The 17,201-nt window shown below is 35.3% G+C and carries 14 protein-coding genes and 1 pseudogene; 8 read left to right on the forward strand and 7 right to left on the reverse strand.

All coding sequences use genetic code 11. The features are described 5' to 3' along the window. The first annotated feature begins 3 nt into the window (after positions 1 to 3). On the forward strand, positions 4 to 1,854 hold the full coding sequence (gene selB / locus PF026_RS02035) for a selenocysteine-specific translation elongation factor (RefSeq protein WP_270863358.1): 1,851 nt from the start codon (positions 4 to 6) through the stop codon (positions 1,852 to 1,854). Between the two features lie 39 nt (positions 1,855 to 1,893). On the opposite strand, the gene yedE is transcribed toward selB, so the two are convergent. Next, a complete protein-coding gene (yedE, locus tag PF026_RS02040) occupies positions 1,894 to 2,949 on the reverse strand; it encodes a YedE family putative selenium transporter (RefSeq protein WP_270863359.1) in 1,056 nt (351 codons plus the stop codon). 249 nt (positions 2,950 to 3,198) lie between these two features. On the opposite strand from yedE, the gene glnA reads away from it, so the two are divergent. The 4 genes and pseudogenes from glnA (at position 3,199) to PF026_RS02060 (ending at position 6,552) form a co-directional block, all read left to right on the forward strand. After that, a complete protein-coding gene (gene glnA / locus PF026_RS02045) occupies positions 3,199 to 4,626 on the forward strand; it encodes a type I glutamate--ammonia ligase (protein WP_270863360.1) in 1,428 nt (475 codons plus the stop codon). Positions 4,627 to 4,829: 203 nt separating this feature from the next. Further along, positions 4,830 to 4,949, forward strand: a pseudogene (locus PF026_RS02050) (IS1595 family transposase); the annotation flags it as partial. 33 nt (positions 4,950 to 4,982) lie between these two features. Next, a complete protein-coding gene (locus PF026_RS02055; protein WP_270863362.1) occupies positions 4,983 to 6,005 on the forward strand; it encodes an AAA family ATPase in 1,023 nt (340 codons plus the stop codon). Then, a complete protein-coding gene (locus PF026_RS02060; protein WP_270863363.1) occupies positions 5,989 to 6,552 on the forward strand; it encodes a DUF3226 domain-containing protein in 564 nt (187 codons plus the stop codon). Before PF026_RS02055 ends, PF026_RS02060 begins: the two co-directional genes overlap by 17 nt. Positions 6,553 to 6,629: 77 nt before the next feature. Here PF026_RS02060 and PF026_RS02065 read toward each other — a convergent pair whose 3' ends face one another. After that, positions 6,630 to 7,517: a Ppx/GppA phosphatase family protein gene (locus PF026_RS02065; RefSeq protein ID WP_270863364.1), complete on the reverse strand. Its 888-nt coding sequence runs from the start codon at positions 7,515 to 7,517 to the stop codon at positions 6,630 to 6,632. Positions 7,518 to 7,574: 57 nt separating this feature from the next. On the opposite strand from PF026_RS02065, the gene PF026_RS02070 reads away from it, so the two are divergent. The 3 genes from PF026_RS02070 to PF026_RS02080 are packed head-to-tail and all read left to right on the forward strand — an operon-like array spanning position 7,575 to position 10,621. Further along, complete coding sequence (locus PF026_RS02070) at positions 7,575 to 8,351, forward strand: pyridoxine 5'-phosphate synthase (RefSeq protein ID WP_270860378.1); 777 nt, start codon at positions 7,575 to 7,577, stop codon at positions 8,349 to 8,351. A gap of 15 nt (positions 8,352 to 8,366) precedes the next feature. Continuing rightward, positions 8,367 to 9,395 (forward strand): 4-hydroxythreonine-4-phosphate dehydrogenase, encoded by a 1,029-nt coding sequence (gene pdxA, locus PF026_RS02075; protein ID WP_270863365.1) that lies wholly within the window; start codon positions 8,367 to 8,369, stop codon positions 9,393 to 9,395. Then, positions 9,392 to 10,621 carry a DNA polymerase Y family protein gene (locus tag PF026_RS02080; protein ID WP_270863366.1) on the forward strand — a complete coding sequence of 410 codons (1,230 nt, stop codon included), beginning with the start codon at positions 9,392 to 9,394 and terminating at the stop codon, positions 10,619 to 10,621. Before pdxA ends, PF026_RS02080 begins: the two co-directional genes overlap by 4 nt. 78 nt (positions 10,622 to 10,699) lie before the next feature. Here PF026_RS02080 and PF026_RS02085 read toward each other — a convergent pair whose 3' ends face one another. The 5 genes from PF026_RS02085 to PF026_RS02105 form a co-directional block, all read right to left on the reverse strand. Next, the gene (locus PF026_RS02085; RefSeq protein ID WP_270863367.1) at positions 10,700 to 12,583 is read right to left on the reverse strand and encodes a transglycosylase domain-containing protein; all 1,884 of its coding nucleotides are present in this window, start codon (positions 12,581 to 12,583) and stop codon (positions 10,700 to 10,702) included. Beyond that, positions 12,577 to 13,122: a septum formation inhibitor Maf gene (gene maf / locus PF026_RS02090; RefSeq protein WP_270863453.1), complete on the reverse strand. Its 546-nt coding sequence runs from the start codon at positions 13,120 to 13,122 to the stop codon at positions 12,577 to 12,579. Before maf ends, PF026_RS02085 begins: the two co-directional genes overlap by 7 nt. Beyond that, positions 13,122 to 13,607, reverse strand: coding sequence for a hypothetical protein (locus PF026_RS02095; protein WP_270860374.1), 486 nt, complete (start codon positions 13,605 to 13,607; stop codon positions 13,122 to 13,124). The genes maf and PF026_RS02095 overlap by 1 nt, the downstream gene beginning before the upstream one ends. 52 nt (positions 13,608 to 13,659) lie before the next feature. Then, positions 13,660 to 16,197: an alanine--tRNA ligase gene (gene alaS / locus PF026_RS02100; protein ID WP_270863368.1), complete on the reverse strand. Its 2,538-nt coding sequence runs from the start codon at positions 16,195 to 16,197 to the stop codon at positions 13,660 to 13,662. An 80-nt stretch (positions 16,198 to 16,277) separates the two neighbouring features. Beyond that, the gene (locus PF026_RS02105) at positions 16,278 to 17,114 is read right to left on the reverse strand and encodes a DUF535 family protein (protein ID WP_270863369.1); all 837 of its coding nucleotides are present in this window, start codon (positions 17,112 to 17,114) and stop codon (positions 16,278 to 16,280) included. Between the last annotated feature and the right edge of the window lie 87 nt (positions 17,115 to 17,201).

The following is a 17,201-nucleotide window of genomic DNA, read 5'->3' on the forward strand; positions in this document are numbered from 1 at the left end:
GTATTGCAAACTGTTATAATAGGCACCTCTGGACACATAGATCACGGAAAAACAGCGTTAATAAGGGCGTTAAACGGCTTTGAAGGCGACGAACTGCAAGATGAAAAAGAACGGGGCATTACCATAAATTTAAGTTTTTCAAATTTAAAGGGTGGCGAAAACAATATCGCATTTATCGATGTTCCGGGTCATGAAAATCTCGTTAAAACGATGATTAGTGGGGCGTATGGTTTTGATGTTTGTATGCTTGTTGTAAGTTGCGATGACGGACTTATGCCACAGAGTAAAGAGCATATTGCGATTTTGTCGCTTCTTGGTATCAAAAGCATTATTTTGTGTATCACAAAGTGCGATTTATGCGATACTGCACGGGCAAATGAAGTTTTAAAAGAGTGTGAAAATTTCATCAAAAATTTCTCAAATTTGCAAATTTTAAACTCATTTTTTCTAAGTATAAAAGATCAAAACAGCATAAATGAGCTAAAAAACTACCTTTTTACACTAAATCCAAAACCAAGAAATGCCGATGGGATTTTTCGTTATTATATCGATAGGGTTTTTTCTATTGACGGGGCAGGAACTATCGTAACTGGGAGCTTAATCAGTGGTCAAATCGCAAAAAACGATAAGATTTATAATTGCGATTTGGACGAAATTTACGGCGTTAAAAATATCCAAATTCACGATGAAAATGCCGAATTTGCAACCTCTCCAAATAGAGTAGCGCTAAATTTAAGCGGTGCAGATAAAGCTAGGTTAAAATCCGGGCAAATTTTAACTAAAAAAGGTTTTTTTAGGGGATTTAATAGCGTTGATTGCAAATTTTTTGGCGATATTTCGCATAACGAAAGTGTCCTATTTTGCGTAGGTTCAAAGCAAATTTCGGCAAAATGTTTGATTTTAAAAGATAATAAAGCTAAATTCGAAGAAAATTTTGATTTTTCAACCCCAAAAATTGTTTCGTTTAAATTTGAAAAACCTGTGTTTTTGATGTTTGATGAGCCTTTTGTTGTGCTTAAAAATTCCCGTTTGTGTGGTGGCGGAACTATCTTAAACTCGGTTAGCGAACCATTAAAAAAAGAGCCAAAACTCTCTCTTTTAAAATCGCTTTTAAATGGCGATTTTTTGGAAGCATTTAAAATTTTAAGCTCATTTCATAAGCACGGATTTGGGCTTTATTCGTCTTATCAAAGATTTGGAATTTCGTGTGAAGATGCCCTGCAAATAGCACGAAATTTAAAAGGCGTTTTTTTGGACGAAGAGAATTTTTGCGTTTATGATTTAGGGGCTATTAGCGACATAAAAGAATTTGTTAAATTTATTATTTCTAAAAACAATCTTGCCGTATTTTCCGGCGCAAGTATCGCTTTAAAACTTCCTTGGGCAAGTGAAAATTTGGCAAATTTTGCGCTAAATGAGTTAGCAAATGACGGTATTATTGCTAAATTTGGCGGGGTTTATATCAAAAACGGGATTGATTACGAGCAGTTGTCGCAAAATTTGGAAAATCGAATTTTTGAAATTTTGCAAAAAGGTGGTATTGCACCGCTTGCGCCGTATAACATTTATGACGAGCTTGAAATCGATCGCAGTAGTGGCGATAGTGCGCTAAAAAAACTTACAAAGGCAAAAAAGGTTATTCGCTTGGAGCATAATCTTTTTATAACTTCATTTAACCTTGATTTGGTTGTGAAAAAATTTTATGAAATTATTAAAAATGATGGATTTATCGATGTCGCAAGTGTAAAAAATCATTTTGGATTAAGCCGTAAATTTGCCGTTTGTTACCTTGAATATTTGGATAAATTTGGCGATATTGAAAATATCGAAAATAAAAGATTTTTGAAAAAATAATCGGCGTTAAATTTGAACTAAATTTAACGCCAAAATTTGTTAAGCTTTTCGTTGTTTAAGTCCCACAAAAACACAGAAAACAAAGCCCAAAGCAAGAGCATAAGGTGCGTAAGGCGTTATGCCTTTTGCCGAACTTGCTAGTAAAAAGTTATGTGCTATGGCTGCGCCACACGCCATGCCCATGACAAAAATGGCTGAGCTTAAATTCCCTGCACCTGTTTGGATTAGGTGTTTTCCCGGACAACCCTCAGCTAACGAAAAACAAAAGCCAGAAAGTGCCATGCCAAGGAAATTCCAAAGCATTTGATTGTGAGCGATTGGTTGGTTTTCAAAGCCGAAGTTGTATTGAGAAAATGCCAAATTTGCGATAGTCGCACTTGCTACGACTGCAACTATACCAAAAAACATAGTAAAATCTTTATCCAAAATTCGGCTCAAAGCTCCGACTGAGCAGAATTTTGAGCGTTGCATAGCGATGCCTATGATGATTGCTAGTCCAAGCGAGATAAAGATATTTGCGTGTTTTGAGCCAGGACCCTCGGTTGAGCTAAACAAAGGCGCATTTTCGCCGAGTTTAAGCCCAAAAATCAAAGCGCACAAAAGCAAAATAGCGATGATTAAAGGTAGGGCTGAAATTGCCTTATTTACGCTTTTTGCTTCTTCGAGAGCATAACCTTTTGATTTAAAAAATCTACCACAAAGCACACCGGCAAAAAGTCCTAAAACGCCAAGAAGTGCCGTCATATCGCCACCACCTAGTCGTAAAAACGCCCGCCAAGGACAACCCAAAAACACCAAAGCACCAATCATAGCAAAAATTCCTAAGAAAAATCGCACAAACGGCGATGAACCGCTAGTTGGTTTGTATTCTTTTGCAAATAAAGAAGCGATAAATCCGCCGATAATCAAACCGATGATTTCAGGGCGGACATACTGCACGATGGCAGCTCTATGAAAGCCAAGCGCTCCGACCGTATCACGCAAAAAACAAGCAGCGCAAACGCCCATATTTGCAGGATTTCCAAAATAAACTAAAACGGCACCAAAAAGCCCCAGACAAACGCCTGAGATGATATTTAATGTAAGTTTAGACATAAAATTTCCTAAATTTCGTAATAATCCACACGGGATTCTAAAAAACGAGCGAAATTCTAGCAAAAAAATTTTTTAAATTTGCTAAATTCCAGCGTTAAATTTAGCAAATTTATATATTTTTATTAGGCAGAAAATTTTGTTTTAAAAAGCCCAAATTTAGGTTAAATTTGCATTTTTATCAAATCTTAATGCGAAAAATACTAAAATCCTTAAATTTTATTTTTTTAAAAATCACAAGGAGATAAAAAAATGGGTAAATTTGTTAGCAGTGTTGATGAATTTTTCAAATTTTGCGATGAACACGAAGTTGCGTTTGTGGATTTTAGATTTACGGATTTAAAAGGCACTTGGCACCACATGTCTTATAACTACAAAAGGCTTGATAAAGATTTTGCAAACGGAATTCCATTTGACGGCAGCAGCGTCGATGCGTGGCAGCCGATTGATAAATCAGATATGATGTTAAAGCCTGATGTCGATACGACCTTCTTAGACCCATTTACAGCTGATGTTACGGCTGTGGTGATTTGCGATGTTTATGACATTTACAAAAACGAACTTTACGAAAAATGCCCTAGATCGATAGCAAAAAAAGCAGAAGCTTTCTTAAAAACAACAGGTCTAGGTGATACCTGCTATTTTGGTGCAGAAAACGAATTTTTCGTATTTGACGATGTTAAAATCGTCGATAGCATGAACTGCGCTATGTATGATGTAGATACCGAAGAAGGCTCATGGAATAGCGGTAAAAAATACAAAGACGGCTTTAACTCGGGTCATCGCCCTGGCATAAAAGGCGGTTATTTCCCTGTTGCGCCGATCGATAGCATGGTTGATTTAAGGGCTGAAATGCTTCAAGTTTTAGAGCAAGTTGGGTTAGAGACTTTCATTTGCCACCACGAAGTAGGTCAAGGTCAAGGCGAAATCGGCGTTAAATTTGGCACACTAGTCGAAGCAGCCGATAATGTGCAAATTTACAAATATGTCGTAAAAATGGTCGCTCACCTAAACGGCAAAACGGCTACTTTCATGCCAAAACCACTTTACGGCGAAAACGGAAGCGGTATGCATGTGCATCAATCAATCTGGAAAAACGGCAAAAATATATTTTACGGCAAGGGCGGTTACGCGAATTTAAGCGATGAAGCTAGATGGTATATCGGCGGCGTTTTAAAACACGCTAGAAGCGTTGCCGCTTTTACAAACCCAAGCACAAACTCATACAAACGCTTGATTCCGGGCTTTGAAGCGCCAAGCATTTTAACTTATTCGAGCCAAAATCGCTCGGCTTCGATTCGAATTCCTTACGGAAGCGGCGAAAAATCAGTTAGAGCTGAAATGAGATTTCCTGATAGCACAGCTTGTCCATATCTAGCGTTTGCGGCTATGCTAATGGCAGGGATTGACGGCATAAAAAATAAATTTGAACCGGTCGGACCAATGGATGAAGATTTGTTTAAACTTCATTTGGACGAAATTAGAGAGCGGGGCATAGAGCAACTTCCGCACACTTTGCGTGGTTCGCTTGAAGCGGTCATTCGCGATAATGCGTATTTGAAGCCGATTATGACTGACGAATTTATACAAACTTATCAACATTTTAAATTTGAAACGCAGGTGTGGCCGTATGAGTGCAGACCGACGCCGTTTGAATTTGCTACTTGCTATTCTTGTTAATTAAATGAGCCTAGCTTTTGCGTGATTCGTCGCACTCATTAAGCTCGACGCACAGCAAGTGCAGTCTCGCTTATTCGTGCTCGAAAACACGCAAAATCGTCGGCATTTGCAGCTCAAATTTAAGTTGAGTTATTTCTTTGCAAATTTGTTAAATTTGTTATTGCTATACGGAGTAGAAAGTGTTACTAGACTTCGCTTGTCAAAAAGATTTTTTCTATCTTTATTTAAAAGAAAGCGAATTTAGATATAATACAAAAATCAATAAAGAGAATTTATATAAAGTTTTACTAAAATTAGTAGAAAAATCAAATTTGCTTTCTTGATTCATTGTAATTGATGTAAATTAAGGAATTTATATGCTAAAAAGTATAGAGATTGAAAATTTTCGTGGCATAAAAAGTCTTAAAATAGATGATTTTAGCAAAAATGTTAATGTTTTTATAGGTGGTGCAAATATCGGCAAAACTTCTATTTTAGAAGCTATTTATATTGTTTTAAAACAGACCAAACAAATGGCTTTGGTGATTCAAAATATAATGATAAATAGAGAAATGGTGATTGAAGATGATTCGTTTAATTCATTATTTTATGATTATAAAGATGACAATAAAATAAATATCAAAGCCAATGTTGATGCTGATAAAATAGAGCTCGGTGTTGAAAAAAAATTAGCAAATACAGAAACTTTAATAATTGATAATAATCAAAGTCATTTAAATAGTATAAAATTATTATTAAAAATAAATGAAAAAAAAGTGGTTGATTCTACTATAATTAGAAGAAAGATAAATAATAGTCAAATAGAATTTAATACGCAAGAAACTAATTATTTGGAAACATTTCAAGATGTTGAGTTTGTCAAGCGAAGTGTTTTTGAAAATAATTTATCATTGATAAATTCTAATGCAGATAAAAAAAAGGAATTTAAAAAATGTTATCAAGAGCTTGATTTGGATATAGAGACGATAGAATTTATAAAAAATTCTATATATGTTCAGATAAAAAATCTTGAAAATTTTGTAAATATCAAATCTATGGGAAATGGTTTTCAGAATTATTTGACAATCATTTCGTCTATTTTAACTGGTAAAAAATATATAATTATAGATGAAATAGAAAATGGAATGCATTTTGAGATGATTGAAAATTTGATAAAAAACATATTTGAATTATCTCTTAAATTTGATTTACAATTTTTTATAACTACGCATAGTGAAGAATTTTTAAAAGTTATTTCTAAGATTTTACAAGAGAATAAAAATTTCGATGTTGGCATATTTAGTACCTATAAAAACGAAGAAAAAAATATTTGTGTTTCGAAATATAATAAAGAAAATTTTATTTTTTTGATGGAAAATAAAAATGAAATTAGATGGTAAAACATTTATTTTTGTTGAAGGCAAGAGCGATAAATATTTTTTAGAAAAGTATGTGAATTTTTTAAATTCACAAAAAACTTGCAATATAGAAACTAATATAGAAACTTGTAATGGGAAAGATAATCTTAAAATGCATCTACCAACAATAGAAAATGTTATAAATCGTCAAAAAGTGGTTATTATTTTTGACGCAGATGATGATTTAAATAAAGCAAAGGCAAATATAAAAAAACAACTTGGTGATTATTTTGATAAGGTTGAAATTTTTCTTTTTCCGAATAATAAAAAGGTAGGCTGCTTGGAAGATTTGATAGAAAAAATAGCTACAAAAAAAGAAAATATCGATTGCTTTAAAAAATATTTGGATTGTATAAAACAAAAAAATCAACAAATAGATTTAAAAAATGTTAAAAAATCAACTATTTATGCATATTTAGAAGCTGTTGGTGTAAAAGATTATAAAAGGGTCGATTTTAATAACCAAAATTATTTTGATTTAAGTTGCGGTTTTTTAAAACCTTTGAAAAAATTTTTGGAAAATTTATAATAATTTTTGGTCAATTTAACTTAATTGAGATTTACATTTCTTACAACACTATGTAAAAACGAACAATCAAGCCAAAGCTAGGCTGGATTTAATTCTCTAATTGCGTTAATGCAAATTCCTTCCCTAAGCCCGTCATCGACTACTATAAATTCGGTTTTCGCAAAATCCTGCAAAAGCGATTTTAACAGCATAATCCCAGCAATCATCAAATCTTTGCGATTTTCGCCAAGCTTCAAAACAGCCTCTGTTTCGCTAAAATTTAAAATCCTTTCAAGCCAAAAATCAAATTCGCCAAACTTCAAAATCTCGCCGTTAATCAAATCGCTTTGGTAACTTTCATACGAGAGATTTTTACGCAGTGCGACCATAGTCGTCGGCACTCCCGAAGTAAGAATAATCCTATCAAATTTAAGCGAATTTATAAAATTTCTAGCTTCGCTCACAACCAAATTTGCATTTTTCATTTTATCGTTAAATTCGCTAAATTCGTTACAAAAACGCACAATGCCAAATTTAAAACTTTTTGAGCGTTCGTTATTTGAAATCTCGGTGCTAGCCCCGCCAAGATCGATACAAAGCGGATTTTTCGCATTTAAATTTAAAAGTTTTAAACGATTTAAAATTCCCAAACGCACAAATTTCGCTTCATCATCTCCGCCTATGATTTTAAATTCTACACCGAATTCACGCCAAATTTCATCAAAAAATTCAGCCGAATTTTTTGCCATACGAAAGGCTTCTGTCGCCACGCAGACGGAATTTTCACACGATTTAAAATCAAAAATTTTATCCATTTTTTTTAATGCCGATTTTATGCGAGTAATCGCGTCAGGGTCAAGATCGCCGCCAGCTTGCAAATTTCTAGCACTTCCTACGATAAATTCGGCACTTTTAACGATTTCGCCATTTTTGTTCATCAAAACGCCACGCAAGGTATTTGAGCCAAGGTCAATCCCAAAAATCATATTTTTTCCTTTGCTAAATTTAGCTATAATTTTACCAAAAAATTCTAAGGAGAGAAAATGTTACTTGGCGTAAATATCGACCATATCGCTGTTTTAAGGGAAGCTAGAAGGGTAAATGACCCAGACATTTTATTTGCAATGTATGAAGCTATTTCAGCAGGAGCCGATCAAATCACAATCCATTTGCGAGAAGATCGCCGTCATATCAACGAAAATGACGCAAAAGACATTATCGCTCACTCGAAAGTGCCTGTAAATTTGGAGTGTTCGATAGATGAAGAGATAATCGACTTAGTTTGCAAATTTAAACCCTCTCGCGCCACGCTAGTGCCTGAAAAAAGGGAAGAGCTGACAACCGAAGGGGGGTTAAATTTAGAAAACGAAGGTGTAAAAAATGCTATCGAGAAGCTTCAAGACAGCGGGATTGCCGTTTCGCTTTTTATCGATCCAAGTAGAGAAAATATCGATTTAAGCGCAAAACTTGGGGCGAAATTCGTCGAGCTTCACACGGGGGCGTATTCGAATATGTTTGCAATGCTAAATTCGAATTTAGCCAAAACCTGCTACGCTGTGAAAGAATTTGACAAACCGCAGGAAAAACTAAGCGCAATGCTAAAAGATGAAATCACGCGAATTCGCCATACAAGTGCCTATGCAAAGGGACTTGGACTAGCCGTTGCAGCAGGGCATGGACTAAACTATCAAAATGTCTCAGCTGTCATTAAAAATTCAGAAATTTTTGAGCTAAATATCGGGCAAAGTATCGTTGCAAGAGCCGTTTTTGTGGGGCTTAAAAATGCTATTAAAGAAATGAAAGAGCTAATAAATTTATAAATTTAAGGCGAAAAAATGGGTAAAAAAAATAGAAAAAATTTGCAACACCAAAGCGTAAAAGAAAATCAAAATTCAGGCGAAAAAAGTGCCGAAAATAACCCTAAAATCGCCGTTAGTATCGGTGATATAAACGGAGTAGGGCTTGAAATCGCCCTAAAATCGCACGAGCAAATTTGCAAAATCTGCGAGCCGATTTATTTTATCAACGAAGAGCTTTTAAAGCAGGGCGCAAATTTACTAAATTTGAGCGTTCCAAAGGATTTTAAATGCGTAAGTGTGGGTGAGAGTTTTGAAATTCGTCCCGGTAAAGTCGGCAAAAAAAGCGGTAAATTTTCGTTTTTATCCTTTGTAAATGCCCTAAATTTCGTCGCTGCCAAAAAAGCTGTCGCGGTCGTAACCCTGCCTGTAAATAAAGAAGCGTGGAAGAAAGCTAAGATTAAATATGTCGGTCATACCGAAGTTTTAAGTGATTTTTTCAAAAAAAAGGCGATTATGATGCTTGGTTGCGAAAAGCTTTTTGTCGCACTTTTTACCGATCATATCGCACTTAGTAAGGTCAGCAAAAAAATAAAATCAAAGCCTTTGAGCGAATTTTTGCAAAATTTGCATAAAAGTTCAGGTTTTTCTCGTGTCGGCGTTTTGGGCTTTAACCCACATGCTAGTGATAACGGCGTCATCGGCGGAAGCGAAGAAAAACAGATAAAAAAAGCGATAAATTTGGCAAATTTGGCTTTGAAAAAAGAAGTTTTCTTTGGTCCTTTGGTGCCTGATGTCGCATTTAACCCTATCTCGCTAAAAAACTGCAACAGGCTTGTTGCGATGAACCATGACGCGGGACTTGCGCCTTTAAAAGCGTTATATTTTGATGAGAGCATAAATGTAAGCCTAAATTTGCCGATAGTCCGCACAAGCGTGGATCACGGCACGGCGTATGACATCGCTTACAAGGGCATTGCAGAAACAAAAAGCTATATAAATGCCGTTAAATCGGCACTTGAATTTGCAAGTGTTAAATTTGGTAAAAATTTAGAAACCAAAAAATGATTTTACATATTGATTTGGATTGCTTTTTTGTCGCGGCGGCTAGGATAAAAAATCCTAGCCTAAATGGCAAAAAAGTCGCCGTCGTGGGTGGTGGAAGCAGAGCTATTTTCGATGAATCAAATACACAAAATAGTCTGAATTTGCAAAAAAATCAAAATTCGCAAAATCAATCAAATTTGAAAAAAAATCAAAATTCACAAAAAGGCGTGATTTTAAGCGCAAGTTATGAAGCAAGAAAATTTGGTGTCAAAGCTCCAATGCCCGTAAAAACGGCATTGGAGCTTTGCCCTGATTTAACGCTTGTGCCTAGTGAGCATAGATTTTACTCTGAGCTTTCAAACTCGCTTTATAAATTTTTATATACTTTTACGCCGAGCATTGAAAGATTTAGCATTGATGAGTTTTTTTTGGATTTAAAAGGGACGAAATTTGATGAAAACCCGTTTGAATTTGCTAAATTCTTGCAAAGTGAAGTTTTAAAAAGATTAAATTTGCCGTGCAGTATCGGAATTTGCAAAGCTAAATTTATCGCAAAACTTGCAACAGATTTGGCAAAACCATTTGGAATTCGCTGTATTTTCGATATAGAAAACGAGCTAAAAAGCGTTGAAATTTCTAAATTTGCAGGAATTGGTAAATCTACACAAAAAACGCTTGAAAAATACGCTATTTTCACTATCGGCGATGCATTAAAACATAAAGAAATTTTTGAAAAACTAGGCAAAAACGGCGAAAAACTTTTTGCAAGATTAAGCGGCGAAGCAGATGATAAAGTCGAAATAACTAGCAAACGCAAGAGTATCGGCTTTGGACGGACATTTTCGCCATGTGCAAACAGGGACGAGATAAAACGCAAAATTTTGATAATGTGTCGCCATTTGACACACGACACACTAAATTTAGGACTAAATCCGACAAGCTATGAGCTAAAAATTCGCTACCGAACAAGAGCCGAGAGTTCTAAAAGAAAAACGCTAGATAGGGATTTTTCTTTAAATTTGCTAAGCGAAGTTATGGCAGAGCTTTTTGAGAATTGCGATATTCATAAGGATTTTGAAATCATTCATATTAGCCTAAATTTGACGAATTTCAAAGACGGAAAAGAGTGCGAAAATTCGCTTTTTTCCTTAAATGAAGATAAAAAACAACATAAACTTGATAAAACAATCAATAAAATTTGGGAAAAATTTGGACTAGATAAACTAAAAAAAGCAACGGAGATTTAGATATTTGGAAATCGAATTTGCAAATTTCGCAAATTCAATTTTTTATAACTCAGGTGCATTTTCCTGGACGATAACTGGCTATTCATTTGGCAAGGGCGAAGTGCGCGTGTAATATTCGCTTTTTCCTGCGTAATTACGCGTATAAACTCCGCTTGGAACGCTAAATGTGCGTTTTGTTTGCGGGTATTCTTCGATATAGCTTTCTAAAAATTTAGCAAACACAGGTGCAGCCGTTCGTCCGCCTTGCTCAACACTTCGCATAGGCTTATAATCGTCATTTCCATACCAAACAATCGCCTGAATTTCAGGCGTAAAACCGCAAAACCAAACATCGATGCTATCGTTTGAAGTGCCTGTTTTACCTGCGATTTCTATGCCTTTTACGCGCGCTCTTGTGCCGGTTCCTGCACTTACGATATTTTTCATAAGTGTTGTCATAAGATAGGCTTGTTCAGGCTGTAAAATGCGTTTTCGTTGAGGTTGGAAAACAAGCGTTTTGCCGTTTTTATCTGTGATTGAGTTTATAAATTTAGACTTTGTGCTAACTCCAAGTCCTGCAAAAACAGAATAAATACTAGAATATTCAAGCGGCGAAATACCATAGCTTCCAACCGCGATTGAAAGTGCAGGCGGGACATCTTTAAAGCCAAATTCGTTTAATTTATTTAATGCTCTTTGAAGTCCGATTGCGTGTAAAAGGTTGATTGAAGCGAGATTTCGCGATTTTTGCAAGGCTTCTTTTAAGGTTATGTAACCTGTAAAAGTTTTATCAAAATTCTTTGGCGTCCATGATTTGTTGCTTCCGTCATCAAATTCTCTTGCGACATCTGGAATTTCGCTCATAGTTGAATACCCCATATCAAGGGCGATTTGATAAATAAATGGCTTAAAACTAGATCCTGTTTGGCGTTTTGATTGTGTGGCTCTGTTAAAGTTGCTTTTAGCATAATCAACCCCGCCCACAAGTGCTAAAACCTCGCCATTTAGCGGATTTGTAACGACGATTGCACCATTTAGATTACTAGCATTTGCGTCTTTGTCTCGTTTTAAAATTTCATTATAACCAAAATTTAGTGCTTCATTTGCCAATTCTTGCGTTTTTAAATCCACGCTAGTTTCGATCGTATAACCGCCTGTTTTTATATCTGGAAAAATTTTTGTAGCTTCTTTGACGACTTCATCGACGACATAAGGGGCTTTATTTTGCGTTAGTGTTTCGTTATAAACAACCGGTGTTTCTGCCATTGCGATTTCATATTCGCCTTTATTTATCCAGCCTAGCTCATACATTCTAGATACGACATTATTTGCACGACTTAATGACAAATTTAGATTGCGCGTAGGATCAAACTGGCTTGGAGCTTTTGGCAAACCAACCAAAATAGCTGTTTCTTTTAAGCTTAGCTCGTCTAATTCTTTTTTGAAATATCCCATAGCTGCGGTTTTTATGCCGTAGTATTGGTGTCCAAAATATACTTCATTAAAATACCTTTCCAAAATTTGCTCTTTGGTGAGTGCATTTTCGATTTTTAACGCCATAATCATCTCTTTAATCTTTCGATCTATCTTTTTTTCACTCGTTAAAATCATATTTTTGATAAGTTGTTGAGTTATGGTAGAAGCACCTTCGACAAATGCCATAGCCTTTATATCTTTTACCAAAGCTCTAAAAATAGCTTCTAAATTTATCCCGTCATGCTCGAAAAATGCAGTATCTTCGATAGCTACAAGTGCTTCGATGATACGACCCGGAATATCTTCGTATTTAACAAAAACTCTGTTTTCTTCATCAAAAATATTTGCGACTAAATTTCCGTTTCTATCGTAAATTCTAGTGGTTAATTTTGGTTTATATTCGATAATGCTGTTAGATTCTATGCTAACTTGCGAATAAAAATATAAAAAAACTCCACCTGCTGCAAAAATGCAAAGTGTCAAAAAGCTAAATAAAACTCTTACCATAAATACCTCTTTAAAATTTCAACGCTTAGTCCCATAGCTGTGCTTGTAAAACCGCTTTGAGAGATGATATATTTTTTATTAAAACCTTCTATCGTCATAGCTCCTGCTTTGCCGACATAATCTTTTTTGGCGATGTATTCACGCAAATCATCATCGCTAAATTTAGCAAATTTATATGTTGTAATAGCTGAATTTACAAAATTTATCTTTTTTGAAACAAAAATCATCGCCGTAACAACGCTTGAAAAGTTATCGCTTTGTGCTTTTAGCATAGCGTAAGCCTCATCATCACTACTAGCTTTACCAAAAATTTGGTTATTTACCACAACGGCACTATCGGCAAATAGCACTCTATCAATATCTTTATAAATTTTAAAAAACTGCTCTTTTTTAGCGTTTGCTACTTTGTAAGCATAGGTATAAGGGTTGCTAAAATCAATACCGCTTTCATCAAATTTAGCACAAATTTGCTCAAATTTAATGCCGTGATTTTTCAAAATAAGCGCTCTTGTTGGTGAAGATGAAGCTAGATAAATCATCAAAACTCACTTATAGTAACGCCTAAATAAACGCAAATCAGCGATATTGCGATATTTAGCGGAATAAAATATTTTAAAATTATAATTAAATGCTCGTTTGCTTCGATTTCGTTTTTAGCTAAAACCGCCTTTTGAAACGATAAAATTTTGTAGTGAATATAGACAAAATTTAGCAAAATAAACATCGAAGCAGCCCAAAGCGTCGTTATGATGCCTGTTATCATAGGATCTGCAAATTTATAGTCATTTCCGATGGAAATAAGATAGCCGCTAATGATAATAACGGCAAAATATAACAAAAAAAAGCGTTCATATCTGCTAAAATGCGACTTTATTTTATCGCAGTTTTCGCAAATATTTTCGCTTTTTTTGTAAATTCTAATGATATAAACACAGCAAATTTGGGCATTTATAAAAAAAATAACTGCCAAAATGTGAAGTAAGGGCAAAATTTGCGTTGCCCTTGCAAAACCAAATTCGTTCAAATTTCGCTCCTAAATTTGCAAATTTTACTTTTCGAATTTGTTTGTTTTATCATCAAATTTTCGCCTTTATAAATTCATTTGCAAATTCAATCGCTTGGCTGATTTTGCTTATATCTTTTCCGCCGGCTGTGGCGAAATCGTCCCTGCCGCCGCCTCCGCCGCCAAGAATTTTTGCTACTTCTTTGACGATTTCTCCTGCTTTTGCGTTTGCACCCTTTACGCCACAAGCGATTTGGACTTTTTCGTTTTCTGGTTTGAAAAATAGGGCGATGATTTTTTCATTTTGATTTTTTAGCTCATCGATTTTGGCTTTTATATCGCCGTCAAATTCGCTGATTGCGACTTTTACGCCATTAATTTCGTTTAATTCGATAGCTTTATTGCTGCTAGCCTTGCTAAGCTCGGTTTTTAGTGATTTTATCTCATCTTTTAGCTTTTTAATCGCCGCTATCGGCTCATTTGTTTTGAGATTTTCATTGATTTGAGCAAGTTGCAAACGCAAATTTTTGGCATAATTTAACGCAGATTTTGAGCAAATCGCTTCGATTCTACGCACTCCTGCGCTTACGCCACTTTCTTTTACGATAAAAAAGCTTCCGATTTCGCCTGTATTTTTGACATGTGTCCCGCCACAAAGCTCTTTGCTATCGCCTATGCTTACTACGCGGACATTATCGGCATATTTTTCGCCAAAAAGTGCCACAGCACCGCTATTTTTGGCATCATCAATATTCATAATATCGGTTTTTGTGGAATTAGCGCGAGAGATTTGATCATTTACAAAATTTTCTACTTTTTCGATTTGTTCGCTACTCATCGCCTTTGGATATGTAAAGTCAAATCTAAGACGAGTGGCTTCCACAAGGCTTCCTGCTTGACTTACCATATCGCCCAAAACCCTGCGAAGTCCTAAATGAAGTAGGTGAGTCGCACTATGGTGTCTTGCAATTTCGCTTCTCTCGCTACTTACTTCGCATTCCACTTCATCGCCGATTTTCAAGTCCAAACTAGCTTCGACTTGGCTTAAATTTAGCCCAAAAAACTTTTGCGTATCTAAAACGCTACTAGTTTTATTTATCATGCCTGTGTCGTTGCATTGACCACCACTTGTAGCGTAAAATGGAGTTTTATCAAGTAAAATCCAGCCGATATTTCCTGCTTTTAATTCTGAAATTTCTTTAAATTCATCGTTTAAAATGGCTAAAATTTTGCTTTTGCTTTGCGTAAATTCATATCCGATAAACTCATTTTCGCCAAATTTTTCAAGCAAAGCCTTAAAATCGCCGATAGCAGTAGCTTTATCGCCACTTCCTTTCCACGCGGCTTTGGCTCTTTGGCGTTGTTCGCTCATAAGCTCATCAAATTTTTTCTCATCGATTTTGATATTTTTTTCACGCAACATATCAGCAGTCAGATCAAGCGGAAAGCCGTAAGTATCGTATAATTTAAAAGCAACTTCGCCGCTAAAAATATCTTTTGTTTTTTCTAGTTCGTCGTTGAATAAATTTAGACCTGCTGAAATAGTCGCAAAAAAGCGTTCTTCTTCAAGCTTGATTAGCTCTTTTATATTTTCTTTTTTCTCATTTAAATAGCCGTAATGTCCGCCCATGACTTCGCACAAGACTTCCACAAGTTTGTGCATAAACGGCTCTTTTATGCCTAGTAAATATCCGTGGCGAACGGCTCTGCGGAGAATTCTGCGTAAAACATAACCGCGTCCTTCTTTGTCAAAATTTACGCCCTGAGCTAATAAAAACGAAACCGAGCGAATATGATCTGCGATTACTCGGTAACTTGCTCCGCTTTCATAAGCATAAGCTTTGCCACATAATTTTGCAACTTCGTTGATGATTGGCATAAAAAGCGAACTATCGTAATTGCTAAATTTACCTTCTTTTATCGCTACAACGCGTTCTAAACCCATGCCAGTGTCGATTGAAGGCTTTGGAAGCGGCGTTAGTTTGCCATCAACTGAGCGTTCGTATTGCATAAAAACTAAATTCCAAATCTCTAAAAAGCGATCGCCGTCGCCACCCATATAGTCTTCTTCGCCACTAAAATGCTCTTGCCCTTGATCGTAAAAAATCTCGCTACATGGCCCACAAGGTCCAGTATCGCCCATAGCCCAAAAGTTATCTTTATCGCCAAAGCGGTAAATTCGCTCTTTTGCGATATGTTGCTGCCAAATCTCATACGCTTCATCGTCGCTTGTATGAACCGTAACATAGAGTTTTTCTTTTGGAAGTTTTAAAATCTCGGTTACAAACTCCCACGCATACGCAATCGCTTCTTTTTTGAAATACTCGCCAAAGCTAAAATTCCCAAGCATTTCAAAAAATGTGTGGTGGCGCGCTGTGTAGCCGACATTGTCAAGATCGTTGTGTTTGCCACCGGCTCTTATGCAGGTTTGACAACTAGTGCGAATAGGCGGATTTGGGCGTGGCACCGCACCTGTAAAAATGCTTTTAAACGGCACCATTCCTGCGTTTGTAAATAAAAGTGTCGCATCATCAGGCACTAAGGGTGATGAAGCGATAATCTCATGACCTTTTGAAGCAAAAAAATCCAAATAGGCTTGTCTAATATCCATTTTTTTTTTCCTAAAATTTCGTAAATTTAAGGGTTGATTTTATCCAAAATTTTGTTTAAAACTTCTGAATTTTTGCAAATTTATAGATTTTGAAAATAAATTTGTAAAGAATTTTTAACAATATCTAGCATTTCAAAGCGTTTTTTATACATTGAGCGTTTTTTGCTTTGAATTTCTTCTAAACTTTTTCGTTCGATATTAAGCGGAATTTCGTAGTATTTTTCGCCAAATTTCCCGCCGTTTTCACGCCAAAATTCATCATAATCAAAAAGCAATCGCGAGTGGTCGTTTCGCCTAAATTTGGCTTGATTTTCCTTTGGAATTCCAAGTAGCGAAAAATTTTTAATCTCGCAAATCATCTTAAAAACATTAACAATCATAAAAGCTGGGCGAATTCCGTGCATTTGCTTTGTGGCTTGTTTGATGAGATCTGGTGTGTTTGGCTCATTTGAGCCTTGCATAGAAGAGATCAAAAGCGAATTTGGAGCAACAAAACTAAACGAAGCATCATAAATTTTTTCATCTTTGGTTTGTATATTTATCGAAAAAAAGCCTTCTAGCGGGTCGATATTGTTTATATTTAGATAAAGAAACAAATTTTCATCAAATTTAAAAAGTAAAATTTTCTTTTTTTCTAGCAGTTCATTAAGTTTTTTTTCGCCTAAAAAAGTTTTTGCTAAATTGAAATTTTGAATTATCATTTCTAGGCGTTCTTTTTCGTTTAGTCGATTGTCGCAGTATCTGTATAAAATCGTATTTGCGCGGTAAAAATTCGAGCTGAATAATTTTTCCCAAATAAGATTTTTATTTATAAAATTTTCAAATTCTTTAATTTCGTTTTTGCATATATTTGTCGCAAGATGATAACGAAAATACTGACGAAATCGCTTTAATGTGCGGATTTCATCTTTATACATTTGCTTAAAAGACGGAAATTTAAACAAAACGAAAGACCTCTTAAATTTGAAATTTGGCGTAATTTTATCTAAAATATTTTTGAAAAT

Source organism: Campylobacter sp. CS_NA3 (assembly GCF_027797495.1).
Classification (GTDB): Bacteria; Campylobacterota; Campylobacteria; order Campylobacterales; family Campylobacteraceae; genus Campylobacter_B.

Bases quoted from the DNA above. Each gene is read 5' to 3' on its own strand.
- yedE (WP_270863359.1), bottom strand. From the start codon at position 2,949: ATGTCTAAACTTACATTAAATATCATCTCAGGCGTTTGTCTGGGGCTT.
- glnA (WP_270863360.1), top strand. From the start codon at position 3,199: ATGGGTAAATTTGTTAGCAGTGTTGATGAATTTTTCAAATTTTGCGAT.
- PF026_RS02055 (WP_270863362.1), top strand. From the start codon at position 4,983: ATGCTAAAAAGTATAGAGATTGAAAATTTTCGTGGCATAAAAAGTCTT.
- PF026_RS02060 (WP_270863363.1), top strand. From the start codon at position 5,989: ATGAAATTAGATGGTAAAACATTTATTTTTGTTGAAGGCAAGAGCGAT.
- PF026_RS02065 (WP_270863364.1), bottom strand. From the start codon at position 7,517: ATGATTTTTGGGATTGACCTTGGCTCAAATACCTTGCGTGGCGTTTTG.
- PF026_RS02070 (WP_270860378.1), top strand. From the start codon at position 7,575: ATGTTACTTGGCGTAAATATCGACCATATCGCTGTTTTAAGGGAAGCT.
- pdxA (WP_270863365.1), top strand. From the start codon at position 8,367: ATGGGTAAAAAAAATAGAAAAAATTTGCAACACCAAAGCGTAAAAGAA.
- PF026_RS02080 (WP_270863366.1), top strand. From the start codon at position 9,392: ATGATTTTACATATTGATTTGGATTGCTTTTTTGTCGCGGCGGCTAGG.
- PF026_RS02085 (WP_270863367.1), bottom strand. From the start codon at position 12,583: ATGGTAAGAGTTTTATTTAGCTTTTTGACACTTTGCATTTTTGCAGCA.
- maf (WP_270863453.1), bottom strand. From the start codon at position 13,122: ATGATTTATCTAGCTTCATCTTCACCAACAAGAGCGCTTATTTTGAAA.
- alaS (WP_270863368.1), bottom strand. From the start codon at position 16,197: ATGGATATTAGACAAGCCTATTTGGATTTTTTTGCTTCAAAAGGTCAT.
- PF026_RS02105 (WP_270863369.1), bottom strand. From the start codon at position 17,114: ATGTATAAAGATGAAATCCGCACATTAAAGCGATTTCGTCAGTATTTT.